The organism is Janthinobacterium breve, from assembly GCF_051380895.1.
Lineage (GTDB): Bacteria > Pseudomonadota > Gammaproteobacteria > Burkholderiales > Burkholderiaceae_D > Janthinobacterium.
In genome coordinates, this window is sequence record NZ_JBNYXY010000007.1 from 431,378 (window position 1) to 449,896 (window position 18,519).

The following is an 18,519-nucleotide window of genomic DNA, read 5'->3' on the forward strand; positions in this document are numbered from 1 at the left end:
GCGCGCACCATTGCAGCAGCACCATCTTTGTACTATCTTGAAAGTTGCCCAGGCTAGATGGCAGCGACCAGCCCTTCCTCACGAAGGTGAGGCGAATCGCTGCGCAACACCGCCCTTACCCAGTTCCGCAGCTGCACGCCTGCGGCACACTGATGTAATCAGGAAATGGGGGCAAGCATGGGTACTGCAACAGATGTAAGCAAGCTGATCGGCGCCATGTACGACTCGGCCTGCGGCGCAGGCGACTGGCCGCAGCTCGACAGCGCTGACCTGAGCGGCAAGCAATGGCAGGAGCTCTTGCCACATCTGCAACGCGCGCTGTGCCTGCAGCAGCGCCTGCGCGAGGCGCAACTGGCCAGCCACTGCGCGCTGGCGGCGCTCGACGCCATGGGCGCCGCCGTGCTGGTGCTCGACGCCAACCTAGGCCTGCGCTTTGCCACCCCCGCCGGCCAAGCCCTGCATGCGGCGCAACTGGAACCCTCTGTACCGCCCGCCCTGGCGCGCGCCGTGCGCCTGATTATCGCCAGCGCCGGCGGCGCGCAGCAATGCCAGTCGCTGCGTCTGGCGCGCAAGCAACAAGCGCCGCTGGCCCTGACCGTCACCCCGCTTGCCGCTTGCCAGCCGCCATGCGCGCTGCTGATCGCGCGCGACCCCACACAAGCGAGCACCTCCATCCCTGCCTTGCGCCAGCTGTTTGACCTGACGCAAGCCGAAGCGCAAGTGGGCAAGGCGCTGGCGCAAGGGGCCACCATCGAGGAAATCGCCGCGCGCGGCGGCATCAGCGTCAACACCGTCAAGACGCATCTGCATCACACCTATTTGAAGACGGATACGCGGCGCCAGGGCGAGCTGATCGCCCTGATCCATGGAGCAACGGCCCACCTGGCCGTACTCGATGCATGAGGCCGTGTCATCCGATCGGATGATGCGCGGTGCATGTTGCCTGCCTACACTGGCAAGACCGGTTGTCCATGCCTTGCCAGTGTGACCACAGCGTGTGCGGACAAGCCGGTTCGGTTTCCCTGGCACCCACATCAACATCGCCGCCCCGGCAGCGGACGGCACCACACTCAAGGATGGGCTGGAAAATGAAAACATGGATCTTGGCCGGCACCCTGGGCGTCTGCGCCCTGCTGGCAAATGCGCAATCGCTCCCCGACAGCCAGACCGTCGTCATTCCAGGCGGGCGCCTGCAGACGATAGAACTGCCGGCCCACAGGCACTTTATGAGTGCGCAAGAATTTGCCCCGTTCCGCGGCGGCTATGCGTTGGCGAACGGCCAGGTGCTGTACCTGCGCAATGCGGGCAGCATCGGCGCCTTCATGTATGCGCGCATCGACAACCAGGAAGAACACCGCATCATCGCCAGCAGGAACGACAGTTTCGTGGCGCTTGACCGGCAACTGGCCATGCGCATCGACTTGCGCGACGATGGCAGCGTGGGTGGCGAAGTGCTGATGCAGATGCCGGCCGAAAAACTGGCCAGCGGCGACATCGTGCCCGCCCATGTACAAAGCATGGGCCTGGCATCACGTTGATGGGGCAAGCCGCATTCCACATGGGTGACAGCCATGAGCAAACAATATTCTGTCCAACAGCAAAACGCGCTGACCCTGGCCGCCATCAAACAGACGGCGGCCTGGTGGCGCGCGCGTCCCTTGCCCGACGCCTTGCGCCAGTGCGCGGCCAGCCATGGCGTGGCGCTGGGCACGGCCCTCATGCTCGACCTGCAACTGGCCTACCCCGGCATGCCCGCCGTCTACGGCAAGCTGCTGAGCGCCGACGGCCATTTCATCCATTTCGAGATGGACCTCGACGATAACTTGCGCCCCTTGCCCGGCAGCGTGGCGTGGGACGACATCAGCGCCGGCTACGACCTGGCCGCACACAAACGCGGCACCGGCATGGGCTATGGACTGCTGTGCAAGAAAGTGCTGCAGGAATTGAATCACGGCGCGACCTAGCGGAACCGTTGCCGGCGCATGCTATCATCGGCGCCCCGTTCATGAGACAAATGGCAACGCTCCATGCAGCACTCACCCGGCAACAACCCGATTTCAACGCTGCTGCGCGGCGGCCTGCGCCTGCTGGCCTGGCCCCTGCTGGCCCTGGTCAGCGCCGCCTGCACCAGCACCACGCGCCATCCGGCCAGCGAACCCACGCCAGTCACCCTGCGCTTTACCTATGACGACGGCAAGCCGATGCGGCATGACGATTACCTGGCCCAGGCGCGCCAGGAAACGTATATCAAGCGCTGCAGCAAGATAGGCAGCACCCGTGTCTGCGACGTCGGCTCGGATGTACTCTTCATGGGCGGCGACGCCCCGCTGGACGCCAACGGCGAAGTGCGCGTCACCCTGCACTCGACCGGTCCCATCGGCAACAATCCGACCAGTCTTTGCATCAAGGGCAAAGGCTACGTCTTTGATTCCGGCGACTGGAAACGCGGTCCCTTCAGCCCCGGCCAGGTGATCGAGATCCGCTACAGGATTAACGAAGTGGAAATGGCGTGCCCCTGGTCATCGGGCACGCCGCCGTGGTGGGACAAGGCTTAAGTTAGCCAGCCGGGGCCGGCTGGCTAGGCAGTTACTGCAACTCGAACTCCGCAGGAGTCAAGCCCAGCTCGCGCGCGATCTTGCTGGCCACGCGCTGCTCGTTGGCATCGAAATTGCCGTCCGACGAAGCGACGGCGATGATCATGCGCACCAGCAAGCGCGACGCCTCGACATTCGACTTCATCTTGCCCAGCGCCTGATACGCCTTGGCTTCGCCGATATCCTTGTCGAACTCCAGCTGGCCGACATATTCCTGGAAAGCCTTGATCACGTCCGTGGTGGTAAACACGGATAGCGCATCATTGCTTTCAATAAACTTCACTATCTTCTGCTTCTCTTCCGCACTGACACTGCCGTCAGCCATGGCGATCAGGGCCGATCCCGCCATCGCGGCGTTCAGGAAATCCTTGTTCTTGTACTTCAGCGCCTCGGTTTTCAACTCGCTAGCCTTGGACTTCAGCTTGGACAAAAAGGAATCGAAACTCATGGTGTACCTCCGGTTTGGTCATTCATCAGTGCGGCAAGACACGCCGCCATGTGCGGTAGTTGAGGGTGCAAGCTTGAAATACAAGCAAGGGACTCAAAGCTGAGCGCGCCGCCGTCGCCCATCACCATGCTTTGCTCTCAAAAACCACTGTAATGCCACACCAATTGAGCAACACGCAAAGTTAAATAATTTGCAGTTGAAAAATAAGTAACTTCATGGCAGCATGGAATAACATTTTCTTTACTGCAAGGTTGTGATGGACAAGCAATTGCTGTTGATTTGCGCACTGACGTTCATCATCCACATCATCGGCACCCTCGCCTATTCCGTGCGCATCGCAGGCATCCGCACGCGGCGCATCGCCGTGTCGCTGGCCCTGTTCAGCATTTTGATGCTGCTGTCGCGCACCTCGAATTCATTTCTAGGGCCATTCCTCGCCAAGCGGGTGGAAACAGGTATAGACCAGCACGTCGCCGCCAGCACCTTATTAGTCGACTTCCGCTGGCTGCTATTCTCCGCCAGCCTGGCAACGATACTGGGCGCGATACTGATCCCCACCTTCCAGCGCGCCTTCTGCCGTGCCGTCGAGCACTTCCAGGTACACAGGTCGGTACCGAAACTGCTGCTGCACGCCGTTTTCAAGGGCGGCTTGTCCTACCTGAAGACCTCCGCCAGCCTGCCCAAGCCCGCCAACGTCACGGGCCTGCGCGAAAAATCCGGCGTCTCCGTCTCCATGACGGCCATGAACGTCATCGCCACGGCCCTGTGGACGGTAGGCGTCTTCGCGGCCCTGTATGCAGGCGTGCTGGACCCCAGCGTTCGCGTGACCTCCAGCACACTTTCATCGATCATCAACGGCGGCGCCACCATCATGATGGCCGTCTTCATCGACCCGCACATGTCGGGCATGACGGATGACGTCATCGAAGGCAAGATCGAAGAATCGCAATTCCGGCGCGCGGTAGTGTGGCTGGTGGGAAGCAGATTGGCGGGGACACTGATTGCGCAGTTTTTGCTGGTGCCGTCGGCGGTGGTGATTGTGGGGGTGGCGAAGGGGTTGTAATATTCAAGATATCCAAAAGTACAAACTTAAAATGGACTACCAATGAGCGATTACGTTGCCTTCGTCGATGAATCCGGAAACCACGATTTAGCAACCGAGAAGGATGGTGCGTCAAATTACTTTATAGTACTAGCAGTAATAATCCCGAGCGAACAAAGACCGGAACTTGAAGCATCGATGGAAAAAATTAAAATAAAATATTTCAACTCCGGCGAAATAAAATCAAACAAACTAAGCAACGGAAAAAGACTGAAAATAATCAATGAAATATCACCGTTGAATTTCAGATTTTATGCAGTTTGCGTGGATAAATCACGAATAATAAAAGATAGCGGGTTGCAATACAAAAAATCCTTCATTAAATTCATAAATGGACTCCTATACAACCAGCTTTTCAAGTCAGTAAAAAATATAACGATTTATGCTGATGGTCACGGGGGTTCAGATTTCATTGACGGCTTTAAAAATTACATTACCAAAACTCATATTCCCGATCTTTTTTTCGAATCAAAAATTGAGATTGTAGATAGCAGAACCCAAATATTAGTTCAGCTTGCTGATTTTTTGGTTGGTACCACCGCAAAACTATATGAGGAAAAAGTTTCTGGAAACGTACGAGACAGCTTCCTAAGCTTCATTAAAAATAGAAGAATAAGGATAGATGAGTGGCCACCAAAATTCGAAACAGATCTAGCTGCCAACAATTCATCCACCGACATTGACTCGAAAATTTCCAACATCTCATTTCTTAGAGCATCTGAATTTTTAAGAAATAATTTTAATTCATCAGATCCGGAAATAGAAATTCAATACGCAACGCTAAGCTACTTACTTTTTTGCGCCAGATTTCCTTCTGAAAAAATATTCACATCAACCAATGAAATTCTTGAGCATTTAAAAAATCAAGGATTTCATGAGATCACTAAGCAGTATCTACGTTCAAATATAATTGCAAAACTTAGAGATCATGATGTTGTAATAGCCAGTTCGACTAAGGGCTACAAAATACCATCTAGCTATGCTGACATGATAGGTTTTGCAGATTTGGTAGATGGGATTGCAATACCTTTACTTAGTCGCCTAAAAAAAGCTGACGAGATTTTTGACCTTGGAAGCATAGGTGAAATAAAATTCCTTAATGAACAACGATTTCAGAGTTTGCAATTTATCATTAAAAACATGAAATAAGGTATTTCAAAAAAACAAAAGCCGCTGTCTCCCGACAGCGGCTTTCTCATTCCTACCCCAACAGCAGCGCCGTGAATTCCAGCGCCACCCTGCAAGCTAGCTAATTACCCCACAAACTTCCGCGCATTCCTGAACATGCGCATCCAAGGCGAATCCTCGCCCCATGCTTCAGGGTGGTAGGACTGTTGCACCGAGCGGAACACGCGCTCCGCGTGCGGCATCAGGACCGTGAAACGGCCGTCTGGCGTGGTCACGGAGGTGATGCCTTCCGGCGAGCCGTTCGGGTTGTACGGGTAGGCTTCCGTGGCGGCGCCCTTGTTGTCGACGAAGCGCATGGCTTTGGTGACCTGGGTGATGTCGCCCGTTTGCGAGAAGTCGGCGTAGCCTTCGCCGTGGGCGATGGCGATACCGGCTTGGGTGCCGGCCATGCCGTTGAAGAAGATCGATGGGGATGCCATCACTTCAACCATGGCAAAGCGGCCTTCGAATTTCTCCGACTTGTTGCGCGTGAACTTGGGCCAGGCGTGGGCGCCAGGGATGATGGATTTCAAATTGCTCATCATCTGGCAGCCGTTGCAGATACCGAGGCCGAAGCTGTCATTGCGGTTGAAGAAGCGCGCGAACTGTTCCGCCAGGCTGGCGTTGAACAAAATCGTTTTCGCCCAGCCTTCGCCCGCGCCCAGCACGTCACCGTACGAGAAGCCGCCCACGGCGATGACGCCCTGGAAGTCGTCCAGTTTCACGCGGCCCGCAATCAGGTCGCTCATGTGCACGTCGACAGCCGTGAAGCCTGCCTGGTGCATCACGTAAGCCGTCTCGATGTGCGAGTTGACGCCCTGCTCGCGCAGGATGGCGACGCGCGGACGCACGCCGGTGGCGATGAATGGAGCGGCGACGTTCTCGTTCTGGTCGAAGGTGACGATCGGCGACATGCCCGGGTCTTGCACGTCCAGCAGGCGGTCGTATTCGGCATCCGCGCAAGCGGGATTGTCGCGCAGGCGGGCGATGCGCCAGCTCGTTTCGCTCCACAGGCGGTGTAGGGCCGCGCGCGGCTGGGTGTAAATCAGCTTGGCGTCGCGCGTGAATTCGATGACGTCGCGGTCGTTCAGTTTGCCGATGATATGGCTGCAGGCGCCCAGGTTGAAGGTGCGCAGCACGTCCATGACCAAGGACTTTTCTTCCGCGCGCACCTGGATGACGGCGCCCAGCTCTTCGCTGAACAAAGCGCGCAGGGTCAGTTCGTTGCGGCGTTCCGCTACCTGGCCCGTCCAGTTCTTGGCGTCGCCCCAGTCGCTGGAGTGCTCGCCTTCCATGGTCAGCATATCCAGGTTGACGGACATGCCCGTGTGGCCGGCGAAGGCCATTTCCGTCAGGGTGGCGTACAGGCCGCCGTCCGAGCGGTCATGGTAGGCCAGCAGCTTGTCGTCGCTGTTCAGCTTTTGAATGGCGGCGAAGAAGCCTTTCAGGTCTTCCGCACTGTCCACGTCCGGCGTTTCATTACCCAGCTGGCCCATGACTTGCGCCAGCGCAGATGCGCCCAAGCGGTTCTTGCCGCGGCCCAGGTCGATCAAGATCAAGGACGTGTCGCCCTGGTCCGTCTTCAGCTGCGGCGTGAGCGACTTGCGCACATCAAGAACTGGCGCGAACGAGGACACGATCAGCGACACCGGCGACGTGACGGACTTCGCCGCGCCCGTGCTCTCGTCTTTCCACGTCGTGCGCATCGACAGCGAATCCTTGCCGACGGGGATGCTGATGCCCAGCGCCGGGCACAGGTCCATGCCGATGGCTTTCACCGTGTCGTACAGGGCTGCGTCCTGGCCGGGCTGGCCGCAGGCGGCCATCCAGTTGGCGGACAGCTTGATGTCCGAAATGTCGGCAATCGCGGCGGCGGCGATGTTGGTGACGGCTTCGCCCACTGCCATGCGGCCCGAGGCGGCGGCGTCGATGACGGCCAGCGGCGTGCGTTCGCCCATGGCCATCGCTTCGCCCAGATAACCTTCAAAGCTCATGGTGGTGACGGCGCAATCGGCCACCGGCACTTGCCATGGGCCCACCATCTGGTCGCGCACGGTCATGCCGCCCACGCTGCGGTCGCCGATGGTGATCAGGAAGGATTTGTCGGCCACGGTCGGCAGCAGCAGCACTTTTTGCGCTACATCAACCAGATCCATGCCGGTGAGATCAATGGCAGGGAAATCGTTGGCCACGTGGACCACGTCGCGCTGCATCTTCGGCGGCTTGCCCAGCAAGACGTCCATCGGCATGTCGACCGGCTCATTGCCCAGTTCCGGGTCGATCAGCTTCAGTTGACGCTCTTCGGTGGCCACGCCCACGGCGGCGAACAGACAGCGTTCGCGTTCGCACATGGCTTTGAACAGGGGCAGACTTTCCGGCGCGATGGCCAGGACGTAGCGTTCCTGCGACTCATTGCTCCAGATTTCCTTGGGCGCCATGCCCGATTCTTCCAGCGGGATCTTGCGCAGGTCGAAAATTGCGCCGCGCTTGGCGTCGTTGGTGATTTCCGGGAAAGCGTTCGACAAGCCGCCCGCACCCACGTCGTGGATGGAGATGATCGGATTTTCGGCGCCCATTTGCCAGCAGGCGTTGATGACTTCCTGGGCGCGGCGTTCCATTTCCGGATTGCCGCGCTGGACGGAATCGAAGTCCAGGTCGGCCGTGTTGCTGCCGGTGGTCATCGACGAGGCGGCGCTGCCGCCCATGCCGATGCGCATGCCCGGGCCACCCAGCTGCACCAGCAGGCTGCCGACGGGGATGTCGTTCTTGTGCGTGTGCTGCGCCGAGATATTGCCGATGCCGCCCGCGATCATGATCGGCTTGTGGTAGCCGAATACGGAATCTTTATCTACGCCGACGTTCTGCTCATACGTGCGGAAGTAGCCGCCCAATACAGGACGGCCGAATTCGTTCGAGAATGCGGCGCCGCCCAATGGGCCTTCGATCATGATTTGCAGCGGCGAAGCGATGCGTTCCGGTTTGCCGTATTGGTCCGCATCCGTGCGGCCAGCCAGCGGCGCCGTCACGGAAGCGGCCGTTTCCCAGCTGCGCACGGCGTCCGGCAGCGACAAATTCGATACCGTGAAACCCGTCAGGCCAGCTTTTGGCTTGGCGCCGCGGCCCGTTGCGCCTTCGTCGCGGATCTCGCCGCCCGCGCCCGTGGAGGCGCCGGGGAACGGAGAAATGGCCGTCGGATGGTTATGCGTTTCCACCTTCATCAGAGTGTGCGTCAGTTCCGTCGATGCCGCGTATTCGTGCTTGTCGCCGCGCGGGTAGAAACGCGAGACTGTCGCGCCTTCCATGATCGAGGAATTGTCGCTGTAGGCGACGACAGTGCCTTTCGGCTGCAGTTCGTGCGTGTTCTTGATCATGCCGAACAAGGACTTGGGCTGCGCCTCGCCGTCGATGGTCCAGTCGGCGTTGAAGATCTTGTGGCGGCAATGCTCGCTGTTCGCCTGCGCGAACATCATCAGTTCCACGTCCGTCGGGTTGCGGCCTGCCTTGGTGAAGGCGGCGTCCAGGTAGTCGATTTCGTCTTCCGACATCGCCAGGCCCAGTTCCGTGTTCGCCGTTTCCAGCGCACGCTTGCCCTGCCCCAGCAAGTCGATCGAGGCCAAAGGGCGCGCTTCCAGGGTGCGGAACAAGTCCTTGGCGTCGTCGGCGCTGCGCAGCACGGATTCCGTCATGCGGTCGTGCAGCAGGTCGGCCACAGCCTGCACCTGCTCGTCCGTCAATTTGCCGGCGCCGATGGCGCTGCCCAGGATGCCCGATTTCAGGTTGATGCGGAAAGCGATGCCGCGTTCGACGCGCTTGATGTGCGCCATGCCGCAGTTGTGCGCGATGTCGGTGGCTTTCGAGGCCCACGGCGAGATCGTGCCGAAACGGGGGATGACGAAGAATTCTTCGGCAGCGCCTTCCGTATTGTCAGCGTGGGCTGGCTCGCCGTAAGTCAGCAAGGCGCCAAGGCGCGTGCTGTCGTCGTTGGTGAGAGGCGCGCTGGCATCGATGAAATGGACATAGCGTGCTTGTACGGCAACAATCGCAGGCGAGACGACTTGCAGTTGGCTTAACAGACGGTGGCTACGGAAATGGGACAGGGCATTGGAACCCGGCAGTATCAACATGATTGGAAGGTGGTTGATGCAGCGTGGCTGCGGGTTAAAGGTAGGTATGACAATATCTTTCGTACGGCAAATTTCCTTTGCGCGCATTATACCCGTTTTACCCCTGCCTTATGACCGGAACTTGGGGCTTTGCCACCCTTTTGCCCCGCACAGCGGCAGTTTTTGACACAGCAACAACAACCTCAGGCGATCATCTGGCGATCACGTAGCGGTTCTTGCCCTGGCGCTTGGCCAGGTACAGCGCTTCGTCCGCCAGCCGGTAGCTGTGGCCCAGCTCCTTGCCCCGGTCCAGCTCGGCCACGCCCACGCTGATCGATACGAACTGTGCGGCATGGAAAGCCTGGCTGACGGCCTCGACCAGGGCGCCGGCAAAGGTGCGCACGGCCTCATGGTCGCCCGCGTAGACGACGCCGAATTCCTCGCCGCCCAGGCGCCCGCACAAATGGCCTTGCGCCTTGTCCGCGATGATGGCGGCCGTGCGCACCAGCACCTCGTCGCCCGCATCATGCCCCTGCTGGTCGTTGATGATCTTGAAATCGTCGATATCGATCATCAGGAAATGCAGCATGCCCCCGTGGGGCGCGCCATGCATCTGCTGCGCGCGCTGCGTGAACATGCGGCGGTTATTCAGGCCCGTCAGGCTGTCCTGGAAGGCCAGCCGCGTCAATTCCAGTTTGGAGTGATAGTTGCGCAAACGCAATAAACTGAAGCTGACATTCAGCGCCAGCCCGAACAAGACGCTGACGGCAATCATCAGCGGCGCCCACGACTGGTCGGGCAAGCCCGCGTTGACGGGATACAGGCCGTGGCCCACGTTCCACCACACGCCCGCCACCACGGCCAGATAGCTTAGGCCGCCATTGAAGATGGAGGCAATCGCCAGGGTCATGAAGACGCCCACGGGCAAGACCCAGAAGCTGGCGTGCTGGACGGCGTCGGCCATGGTGCGCAGGCCGAAGGTCAGGGTCAGCACGGCGCAGGCACCGGTAATGGTCAGCACGGGCAAGGTAGTGCAGCGGTAGCGCACGACCAGGCTGGCCAGCATGCCCAGCAGCGCCAGCACGGCATGCGTCTGGTTCGGATAATAGGGGGCGGGCATCAGCAGCCAGGTCAGGCTGTAGGCAATGATGCCCAGCAGCTGCGTGACCATGCCGACCCGGTGCAGTTCCGCAAAATAGGTATGCTGCTGTTCGCTGTTGCCGCCAAATGCAAGCGGAACGGCAACGCGCCGCAAGGTAGACAGATCAGGTACGCGCATGACGGGTATCGACACCAGAGAGGGATAAAGCGCCCGGTAAAGCCTTGCGCATGCATTGCCGCGACATGGCGCGACATGCAACAAGTGTTGCATTTTTAAAATACTATCACGCTAGTCAAGAAATGGACGGAAAAACAGGCGCCGGCACCACCGCAAGGGGTCCGCGTGTCATGAAATACAACGCCGGACGGCGCCGGGCGTCCCTGCCCTCGCGCAGCGCGTGCGATTGCATGCATTTTGCTGGCAGTGTCGGGCGGCTTTGCAGTATGCTGATAAAAAACAATACTGCCAGGCAGATACCTATAAGAAGGGTTTCCGCAAATGACCGAACAGATGAACGAGAGCTGAACAATGCCAGAAACTAGCGACTTATCTGTCCTGATCGTCGATCCGAACCCCAGCATGCGGGGAAATCTGCACAATATGCTGAACCAGGCGGCCATCACCAAGGTGGAATATGCCGTCAATTCCGGCACGGCCATCCGCCTGCTGACGAAGAAACCGTTCGACATCATCCTGTGCGAGTACGATCTTGGTAGTGGCACGGACGGCCAGGATGGCCAGCAATTGCTGGAAGACTTGCGTCATCACAAGCTGATCGGCCTGTGGACGATCTTCATCATGCTGACCTCCGAAGCCATCCACAGCAAGGTGATCAGCGCGGCCGAACTGATCCCTTCCGACTACATATTAAAACCGTTCACGGTCGACGTGCTGAGCGGACGCATCGCGCGCGCCATCGAGCGGCGCGCCATTTTCCTGCCCACGTATCAGCTGATCGACAAGGGCGACTTGCGCGAAGCCGTGAAAAGCTGCCGCGCGGCCGAACTGCAGCACCCGCGCCTGGCGGCCGATTTCACCCGCCTGCGCGCCGAGCTGCACATCGCCCTCGATGAGTGGAAGGAAGCGGAACAGCTGTACGCCGATATGCTGGCCTTGCGGCCCATGGCATGGGCCCATCTGGGCCTGGCGCGCACGCTGTTCGAACAGCAGCGCCATGAAGATGCGCAGGAGGCGCTGCTGGAACTGGTGGAGACCTATCCCCGCTTCATGGCAGCCTACGACCTGCTGGCGCAAAACCATGAAGCCATGGGCCAGCAGATGCAGGCGAAGAAAATCCTCGAAGACGCGGTGGCCATCTCGCCGCACATGGTGCGCCGCTTGCGCCACCTGGGCGGCATCGCGTTTGACACGGGCGATATCGGCGCGGCCGAACGGGCCTACAAGCAGGTAGTGACCAAAGCGAAGTACTCTGAATTCCGCGACCCGGAAGATCACGTCAACCTGGTGAAAACGCTGGTCAAGAAGGGCGACGCGCCGCAGGCCAGCGGCGTGCTGCGCGACATGGAGCGCTCGCTGCGGGGCGGCGCCAACGTGGAAGCCTGCCGCGCCATCTCAGCCGCCATGCTGCATGAACTGTCGGGCAACGACATCGCCGCCGCCAGCGAACTGCAGCTGGCCGCCGCCGCCCTGGACACGGCGCGGGGCCTGTCGACGCAACTGAAGGTGGGCCTCGTGCAAAGCTGCCTGAAAAACAATCTGGAGCAGGCTGCCTCCGACGTCATGATGAAACTCGTCAATGAAGCCGACAGCGACGTGACGATGGAAGCAGCCGTCGACGTGTTTGAAAAAGCGGGTCGCCATGACTTGGCGCAAGGCATGGGCCAGCAGATCAGCAACCAGGTGCAGGAACTGATGCAGGACGCGGCCAGCAAGTCGGAAAGCGGCGAGCTCAAAGGCGCCGTCTTCGTGCTGCGCCAAGCCCTGCGCAAGACGCCGGGCAACCTGCCCGTGCTATTCGCCTCCGTCGAGGCTATCTTGCGCCAGCTCAACATGCTGGGCTGGGAAGCCCCACTGGCCGAACAGGCGCAGCACCAGATGCAGGTGATCCGCAAGATCGACCCCAGGCATCCGAAGCTGGAGTCGCTCAAGCAGCAATACGCGGCAACGCAGCACAAATACGGTATCGCCAGCTGACTGCTTATGCCGTGTAACCACGCTCGGCGCCGTCGCTGCGAAAGCCAGGATAGTCGCGCGTATGCCATACAGCGTGTCGCTATATCGCATGTCTACCCAAGGTAATTACTCCGCCAAGTAAGCGGGTCATTGCAAACGGTGCGGGCTGACTTCGGCCAGGAGCGGACGGTCGTGCAAACATGTGAGATGTAGCGCAATACAGTCATTCATCAGCTGAGCAGGGTTAGCAATGCAAGAAGAATCAAAAGAAGAAGTTCGCCGGATCTTGCTGGAAGCCTTTGGCGGCCTAAATGTCCATGGTGAGCTTCCATCAAGGGAGTTTTACGCGAGACTAAGCGTTGTTGGGCGCCCTGACGTGTGGATACTGATCTATGGCGACTACATGGATTTCTCTTATACGGAAAATTCTTCACCGCCCCCCCTCATCACCGAAGTTTTTGCAGTACTTCAGCCTGCACAGATCATCGATTGGTCGCCCGGCCGGCTGGCATGTGTTCAGTACAAGTCAGCTGACGCCGACATGCTATTTCAAGCGATCGATGCATTAATAAAGAAACTTTATGGACTTACCGAATACAAACTCGCTGTCTCCCTAGAAACGTTTGGACGCGCGTAAGTTTGTGAGAAAGATACATTATTGGGCAGCAACAATCGGCCAGAAGCAGCCATTCACGTTGACGTGACAGTGCGTGACTTTTCGCACTTGGTAATTCGTTATGCTCCATGAACCGGTGACGGCCAAGCAAATCTACCGATTTAATTAATTTTGAATGAATCCATAATGACAAAAATCATTGTTCGACGAAAGAAAGCAATTTTGCAAGATAGGGCTCGAAAATACACAGTTCTTCTGGATGGGAGCGAAATTGCCAGAGTTTCGAATGGCTCGGAGGTTGAGTTTGATGTCGCGCCCGGAAAACACACCGTGCAGATGCAAATCGATTGGTGTCATTCGCAAAAATTTGAGGTTGACGTTCGTCTTGCAGAGCAGGTGATACTTGAATGCGGACCGAATGCGTCACCGTTCTCAGCTATCTTTTACATCACCCTATGGAAGGACAAATATATTTGGTTGCGAGCTTGGCGTAACGTCAACGTCTGAGCGACTCAGGCAGGATTCGGCTGCGGATTCAATCGCTGGTGGTAGCCAAGGCACTACTGATCCATCGTTCCTGGCAAATGAGAACCCGATGGAACGTGTCAGGGGCCTGGGGATCTTGCCAGACTCTTGGTCTGCGATCTCGTAGCTGCCTGATCCAGCGACGAGATCGGGTCTGAGCTGTCTACATCCATAGTCCTGCAGAGGCGCCTGCCTGGCTCAAGCAAAGGCTGGCTTTCCCAAGAACGCGATGTTCAGCGCGGGAATTTATACCGTACCAGCAGCGTAGGTCCCTTGCCGCCGGGTGGCGTCAGCAGTATCTCGTCACCCGGATGCATCTCTTCATACATCACCGAGCAACAGGTCGGCATCGAGTGGCCGCGCGCCGGATAAACACCAACGTCGGTGTGCAGGGTCGCAGCGCGCACGTCCACGCTGGACTTGCCGGCCTCTCCTTCTTCTTGCAGCAGCTTGCGTAGCGCGGTGACGAAGTCCCCTTTGCTGAGCCTGGCAGGTGCTTGGCTTGCTTGCGGGCGAGCGGTTGCGTCGTTTTTCATGGCAATTTCTTTCAGTGAGTACATTTCCGCCACTATATCATTCGCCCCGGCCTTCCCTCGCCATAACGGACGGAGAGGGATGGCATGCACGAACAGCTTGAAGCGCTAACAGATGAAACGACGTTTCTGAGGTTTGTCCGGGCGGCGCCGCCTGTATCGCTGCTGTAGCAGTCGTTAGACTGATACAGCATGTGCTTGCAGGCGGCGCCTTGTGCCTTGTCCCTGCCGTGCCGCGCTTCTAGACTGGGGCCTTCTCCACGCTGCGACTGCATACCATGACCGAACTCCTGCCCCTGATGAGCTATTGCTTCGTGATGTCCGCCACGCCCGGGCCGAACAACGTCATGCTGGCCACCACCGGCGCCAATTTCGGCTATCGCGGTGCGCTGCCGGTGATCCTCGGCATCCAGGTCGGCATCTTTGTGCAGACCATGCTCATGTGCGTGGGGCTGGGCAGCGTGTTCGTCGCGTACCCGATGGCGCAGCAGGCACTGCGGATCGCGGGCGCGCTGTATCTGATGTTTTTGGCCTGGAAGCTTGCCGGCGCCTCGGTGGCGGGAACCAGCGCACCGAAGGCCGTGTCGTTTGCGCAGGCGGCGCTGTTTCAGGCGCTGAACCCCAAGAGCTGGCTCAAGGCGATCACCATGGCGTCGGTCTTCATGCCTACGCAGGGCAACATGCTCGCCAGCGCGCTGCTGGTGTCCGTCATCGGCACTCTGGTGGGCATGCCGTGCAACGCCATGTGGGCGCTGTTCGGCGTCTCGATTCGCAGCGTGCTGAAAGCGCCCCGCAACCAGCGCATATTCAATCTGGCGATGGGTGCCATCCTGCTGGTTCTCGCCGTGCTGTTTTTACGCTAGACTTCCACCCATGTTCGCCATCGACCGCTCCTCACCCATCGCCCTGTTCAAGCAGATCGAGGCCGCATTGCGCCTGCAGATCGCGCAACGCATCCTGCCTGGCGGGACCAAGCTGCCGTCGATCCGCCAGCTCGCCACGCAGCTTGCGGTCAGCACCAACACCGTGGTGGTGGCTTATGACAGGCTGGTGGCCGCAGGCGTCATCGATACGCACGGCACGGCGGGCTTCTTCGTCTGCGCGCCAACTGACGCCAGCCACGCCATTCCCGACGAGGTGGCGCTGGAAGCGGGCCAGGAGCAGGAACCCGTTTGGCTGAGCCAGCAAGTGAACGACCAGCGGCCGGGCGTGCTGCTGGCCAGCAGCGGCGCCTTGCCACCCACCTGGCTGCAGGACGCGCTGCCGGCGGCCGCCGTGCAACGTGGCCTGGCGCGCAGCGCGGCCGGCATGGCCTCGCGCTGTCCGCCGCAAGGGCTGGCCGAACTGCGCGAGCAGATCGCGCTGCTGTTGCGCGGCATCGGCATCGCTGCGGACGCCAGCCACATCCTCACCACTTTCGGCGGCACCCATGCAATCGATCTGATCTGCCGCACGTTTCTACAGCCTGGCGATACAGTGCTGGTGGAAGACCCCGGATACTTCCTCATGTTCGGCAGGCTGCGCCAGGACGGCGTGCGCCTGGTGCCCATCAAGCGCCGCCCCGATGGCCTCGACCTGGACGAACTGGACGCCGCCTGCCGCGCGCACCGTCCGCGCCTGCTGTTCGTGCAGACGGCTTTGCACAATCCCACCGGGTGGAGCAGCAGCGCGGCCAACCTGCACAAGGTGCTGATCATGGCGCAGCAGTATGGCTTCCTGATCGCCGAAGACGACGTGCACGGCCATTTCCAGCCGGGGCACAGCACGCGGCTGGCATCGCTGTCCGGGCTGGACGGCGTGATCTACTACTCCAGCCTGTGCAAGGCGCTGAGCCCGGCCCTGCGCATGGGCTACCTGGCCGCGGCGCCCGCCTTGCTCAAGCTGCTGATGCGAACCAAGATCCACTCCATCATGACTTTGCCTGCGCTGAACGAATACGTTCTGCTGGAAGTGCTCAAGGCCGGCAACCTGCGCAAGCACCTGGAGCGGCTGCAACGCAAGATCATGGTGGCGCGCAACGCCAGCACGCAGCAACTGAGCGCGGCCGGCGTGCTGTTCGAGCAGCCCGGCGACGCGGGAATTTTCCTGTGGGGGACCATGCCCGAAGGGCTGGACGTGGACTTGCTGGTGCAGGACGCCTACCGCAACAAGATCCTGCTGATGCGCGGCGCCGCGTTCTCGGCCAACGACACGCCCGACCAGCATATCCGCTTCAACGTCGCCTTCAGCCAGCATCCCCGCGTGAGCGCCTACATTGAAGCACGCCTGAACGCGGTGGCCGGCGCGCGCTCAAGCCTGGCCCGCGCCAGCGGCGCCGCCAAAAGCGGTTCTTCAACTCTTTAACCGTTGAATAGGGCAAACTTCCGCTATGGGGAGGAATGAGACTGTGAGGTTCGGTGAACGGGGCTCATCAGGTATCACCGCCACGGAGCACGTGCCACTATCTCCGGAGTATAAGAAATGAAGGTCTACCTAGACGACGAGCAAAATACGCCTGAAGGATGGAGGCTGGAATCGCTGCGATCCGCCTGATGGCTATCGCGCGTAAAGTCAGTTGACGGCCAGAAGCCGCCCTTGAAAGAAAAAAATGGTCAATAATGGTCAATAATGGTCAATAATGGTCAAAAGTTACTAGGTTCATGTCATTGTGGAGCAGTACGATTTCAAGTTCGACTTACCGACGGACTCAACACCGCACGGCGCTGCAACTGCTCCTATTGCCGCATGCGCGGTGCGATCGCGATTTCAGCTGCTCTCCAGGACATAGAGATAACTTCGGGCAAGGAATTGCTGACGCTCTATCAGTTCAATACGATGCAAGCGAAGCACTATTTCTGCTCAAAGTGCGGGATATACACACATCACCAACGCCGGTCCAACCCTGATCAATACGGGGTTAATGTGGCCTGCCTGGAAGGAATCAGTCCATTTGATTTTGCAGAGGTTCCTGTGAACGAAGGGCGAACCCATCCAAAAGACAGTGGCGCAAGAGGTGGCCCCAGCATCGCAGCTTACCTGCGCTATTTCCCAAATACTATCCGCTGAGCCAAGTTGAATACTTCGCCCAACCTGAACGGCGGCTTCGGGTCTAATCCAGACTGCCGATGTTGCCACTAGATTTTCATACTGACAACCTGCCATGCTGGGCTGAACGGCCGGGTTCGGCCAGAAGCGGACCATCACCCAAGGCGCAAGTCAGTCGTCTGTGGGCTGGGGATAGTTGCGACGTGACCGATGTGGGTAATGCGAGTGGATAATCCGTAATTACACCATTGACATGGCATATTAAACATGGATATTCTGAACTTCCGATTTACCAATTTTCCCCAACAGTAGTTTTGACCGGAAGAGGTATTCAAATGGATGCGCAACAACTCATCTCGGAATTTCTGTCGTCTGACCATGGGGCACAAGCGACCCAGGCCCTGGAAGCACAAGGTATCAATGCGGACGACGCTCAGCAAATGCTGAGCCAAGCGGTAGATGTGACGCACGCTCACCTCCAAGAGCAGTCCGAAACATCGGGAGAGGAACATACGGGCCGGAACTTTTTTGCCGGTTTAGCGGCCGGACTGGTCAGAGGCGATGGCTTCTTCAAATCGTTGCTGGACGGCGGTGAGGGTATGCTTGCCGGCAAGGTGACCGCAGCCTTAGCCGAGCGGATGGGCATCGCCCCCGGCACAGCATCTACCGTCGCGGCCGCAGCTACGCCGTACATCGCTGCGTTCCTCAAAGAAAAGCTTACTTGAGCAATCCTATCTTACGTCAGCATTGCAACGCGATAATGAGTCAAATGCCTTCTTCGTGCAGGCATTTCCGTGGCCTGCATCGAAACCTTTGGTTTTAGCTGCCGCATCGCTCATGTACTCGCAGTTCTTGGTCATCCAGGATGACGAATAGGTTTGTTGCGTTGACCGATTGAATACGCAGGCGAGAGCCGCTAACCGCGACAGGCCCTTTTCGGCCAGTAGCGGTCAGTCAGATTCGACCGACAAAGGGCAAAACTGCATCCCCAGTGAACGTTGGATACCTTTTAGGAGAACCTAGTGCAATCGCAGTTAGATGAAATTGAGCGGCGGGAGATGTATGCGCTAGCCGCTATTCGTGATGCGTTCGGCACCGAAGCCGATGAGTACGGTGGGACTCTATTCGTTTCTCACCACCTTGAAGAGTTGGACGCCACCTATTGGCAGTCG

Annotated in this window: 17 protein-coding genes; 13 read left to right on the forward strand and 4 right to left on the reverse strand. The window is 58.8% G+C overall.

All coding sequences use genetic code 11. From position 1 onward, the window contains the following. Positions 1-177: 177 nt before the first annotated feature. From ACQ4W0_RS16390 to ACQ4W0_RS16405, 4 genes are all read left to right on the forward strand, one after another. Positions 178-903: a helix-turn-helix transcriptional regulator gene (locus ACQ4W0_RS16390; protein WP_436577686.1), complete on the forward strand. Its 726-nt coding sequence runs from the start codon at positions 178-180 to the stop codon at positions 901-903. Positions 904-1,088: 185 nt separating this feature from the next. Next, a complete protein-coding gene (locus tag ACQ4W0_RS16395) occupies positions 1,089-1,538 on the forward strand; it encodes a hypothetical protein (protein ID WP_436577687.1) in 450 nt (149 codons plus the stop codon). 33 nt (positions 1,539-1,571) lie between these two features. After that, positions 1,572-1,964: a hypothetical protein gene (locus ACQ4W0_RS16400; protein ID WP_436577688.1), complete on the forward strand. Its 393-nt coding sequence runs from the start codon at positions 1,572-1,574 to the stop codon at positions 1,962-1,964. A gap of 63 nt (positions 1,965-2,027) precedes the next feature. Further along, positions 2,028-2,555 carry a hypothetical protein gene (locus tag ACQ4W0_RS16405; protein ID WP_436577689.1) on the forward strand — a complete coding sequence of 176 codons (528 nt, stop codon included), beginning with the start codon at positions 2,028-2,030 and terminating at the stop codon, positions 2,553-2,555. 31 nt (positions 2,556-2,586) lie between these two features. Here ACQ4W0_RS16405 and ACQ4W0_RS16410 read toward each other — a convergent pair whose 3' ends face one another. Next, entirely contained in the window at positions 2,587-3,042 is a 456-nt protein-coding gene (locus tag ACQ4W0_RS16410; protein ID WP_436577690.1) for a tellurite resistance TerB family protein, read from the reverse strand. A 256-nt stretch (positions 3,043-3,298) separates the two neighbouring features. Between ACQ4W0_RS16410 and ACQ4W0_RS16415 the strand changes: the two genes are divergently transcribed. Both ACQ4W0_RS16415 and ACQ4W0_RS16420 read left to right on the forward strand, forming a co-directional pair. Continuing rightward, the gene (locus tag ACQ4W0_RS16415) at positions 3,299-4,105 is read left to right on the forward strand and encodes a lipid II flippase Amj family protein (RefSeq protein WP_436577691.1); all 807 of its coding nucleotides are present in this window, start codon (positions 3,299-3,301) and stop codon (positions 4,103-4,105) included. A gap of 42 nt (positions 4,106-4,147) precedes the next feature. Beyond that, on the forward strand, positions 4,148-5,293 hold the full coding sequence (locus ACQ4W0_RS16420) for a DUF3800 domain-containing protein (protein WP_436577692.1): 1,146 nt from the start codon (positions 4,148-4,150) through the stop codon (positions 5,291-5,293). Between the two features lie 104 nt (positions 5,294-5,397). Here ACQ4W0_RS16420 and purL read toward each other — a convergent pair whose 3' ends face one another. Further along, the gene (gene purL, locus ACQ4W0_RS16425; protein ID WP_436577693.1) at positions 5,398-9,435 is read right to left on the reverse strand and encodes a phosphoribosylformylglycinamidine synthase; all 4,038 of its coding nucleotides are present in this window, start codon (positions 9,433-9,435) and stop codon (positions 5,398-5,400) included. A gap of 190 nt (positions 9,436-9,625) precedes the next feature. Then, positions 9,626-10,693 (reverse strand): GGDEF domain-containing protein, encoded by a 1,068-nt coding sequence (locus ACQ4W0_RS16430; RefSeq protein WP_436577694.1) that lies wholly within the window; start codon positions 10,691-10,693, stop codon positions 9,626-9,628. A gap of 351 nt (positions 10,694-11,044) precedes the next feature. Between ACQ4W0_RS16430 and ACQ4W0_RS16435 the strand changes: the two genes are divergently transcribed. From ACQ4W0_RS16435 to ACQ4W0_RS16445, 3 genes are all read left to right on the forward strand, one after another. Next, a complete protein-coding gene (locus ACQ4W0_RS16435; RefSeq protein WP_436577695.1) occupies positions 11,045-12,670 on the forward strand; it encodes a response regulator in 1,626 nt (541 codons plus the stop codon). Positions 12,671-12,899: 229 nt separating this feature from the next. Beyond that, entirely contained in the window at positions 12,900-13,286 is a 387-nt protein-coding gene (locus tag ACQ4W0_RS16440; protein ID WP_436577696.1) for a hypothetical protein, read from the forward strand. Positions 13,287-13,451: 165 nt separating this feature from the next. Continuing rightward, positions 13,452-13,772, forward strand: a complete 321-nt coding sequence (locus tag ACQ4W0_RS16445) for a hypothetical protein (RefSeq protein ID WP_436577697.1) — start codon at positions 13,452-13,454, stop codon at positions 13,770-13,772. Between the two features lie 251 nt (positions 13,773-14,023). Here the strand turns inward: ACQ4W0_RS16445 and ACQ4W0_RS16450 are convergent, their stop codons facing one another. Then, entirely contained in the window at positions 14,024-14,326 is a 303-nt protein-coding gene (locus ACQ4W0_RS16450; RefSeq protein ID WP_436577698.1) for an HNH endonuclease, read from the reverse strand. Positions 14,327-14,601: 275 nt separating this feature from the next. Between ACQ4W0_RS16450 and ACQ4W0_RS16455 the strand changes: the two genes are divergently transcribed. From ACQ4W0_RS16455 to ACQ4W0_RS16470, 4 genes are all read left to right on the forward strand, one after another. Then, positions 14,602-15,186 (forward strand): LysE family translocator, encoded by a 585-nt coding sequence (locus ACQ4W0_RS16455; RefSeq protein WP_436577699.1) that lies wholly within the window; start codon positions 14,602-14,604, stop codon positions 15,184-15,186. Positions 15,187-15,196: 10 nt separating this feature from the next. After that, positions 15,197-16,666, forward strand: coding sequence for an aminotransferase-like domain-containing protein (locus ACQ4W0_RS16460; RefSeq protein WP_436577700.1), 1,470 nt, complete (start codon positions 15,197-15,199; stop codon positions 16,664-16,666). Between the two features lie 264 nt (positions 16,667-16,930). Next, the gene (locus ACQ4W0_RS16465; RefSeq protein WP_436577701.1) at positions 16,931-17,368 is read left to right on the forward strand and encodes a GFA family protein; all 438 of its coding nucleotides are present in this window, start codon (positions 16,931-16,933) and stop codon (positions 17,366-17,368) included. A 314-nt stretch (positions 17,369-17,682) separates the two neighbouring features. Next, on the forward strand, positions 17,683-18,072 hold the full coding sequence (locus tag ACQ4W0_RS16470; protein WP_436577702.1) for a hypothetical protein: 390 nt from the start codon (positions 17,683-17,685) through the stop codon (positions 18,070-18,072). The last annotated feature ends 447 nt before the right edge of the window (positions 18,073-18,519 follow it).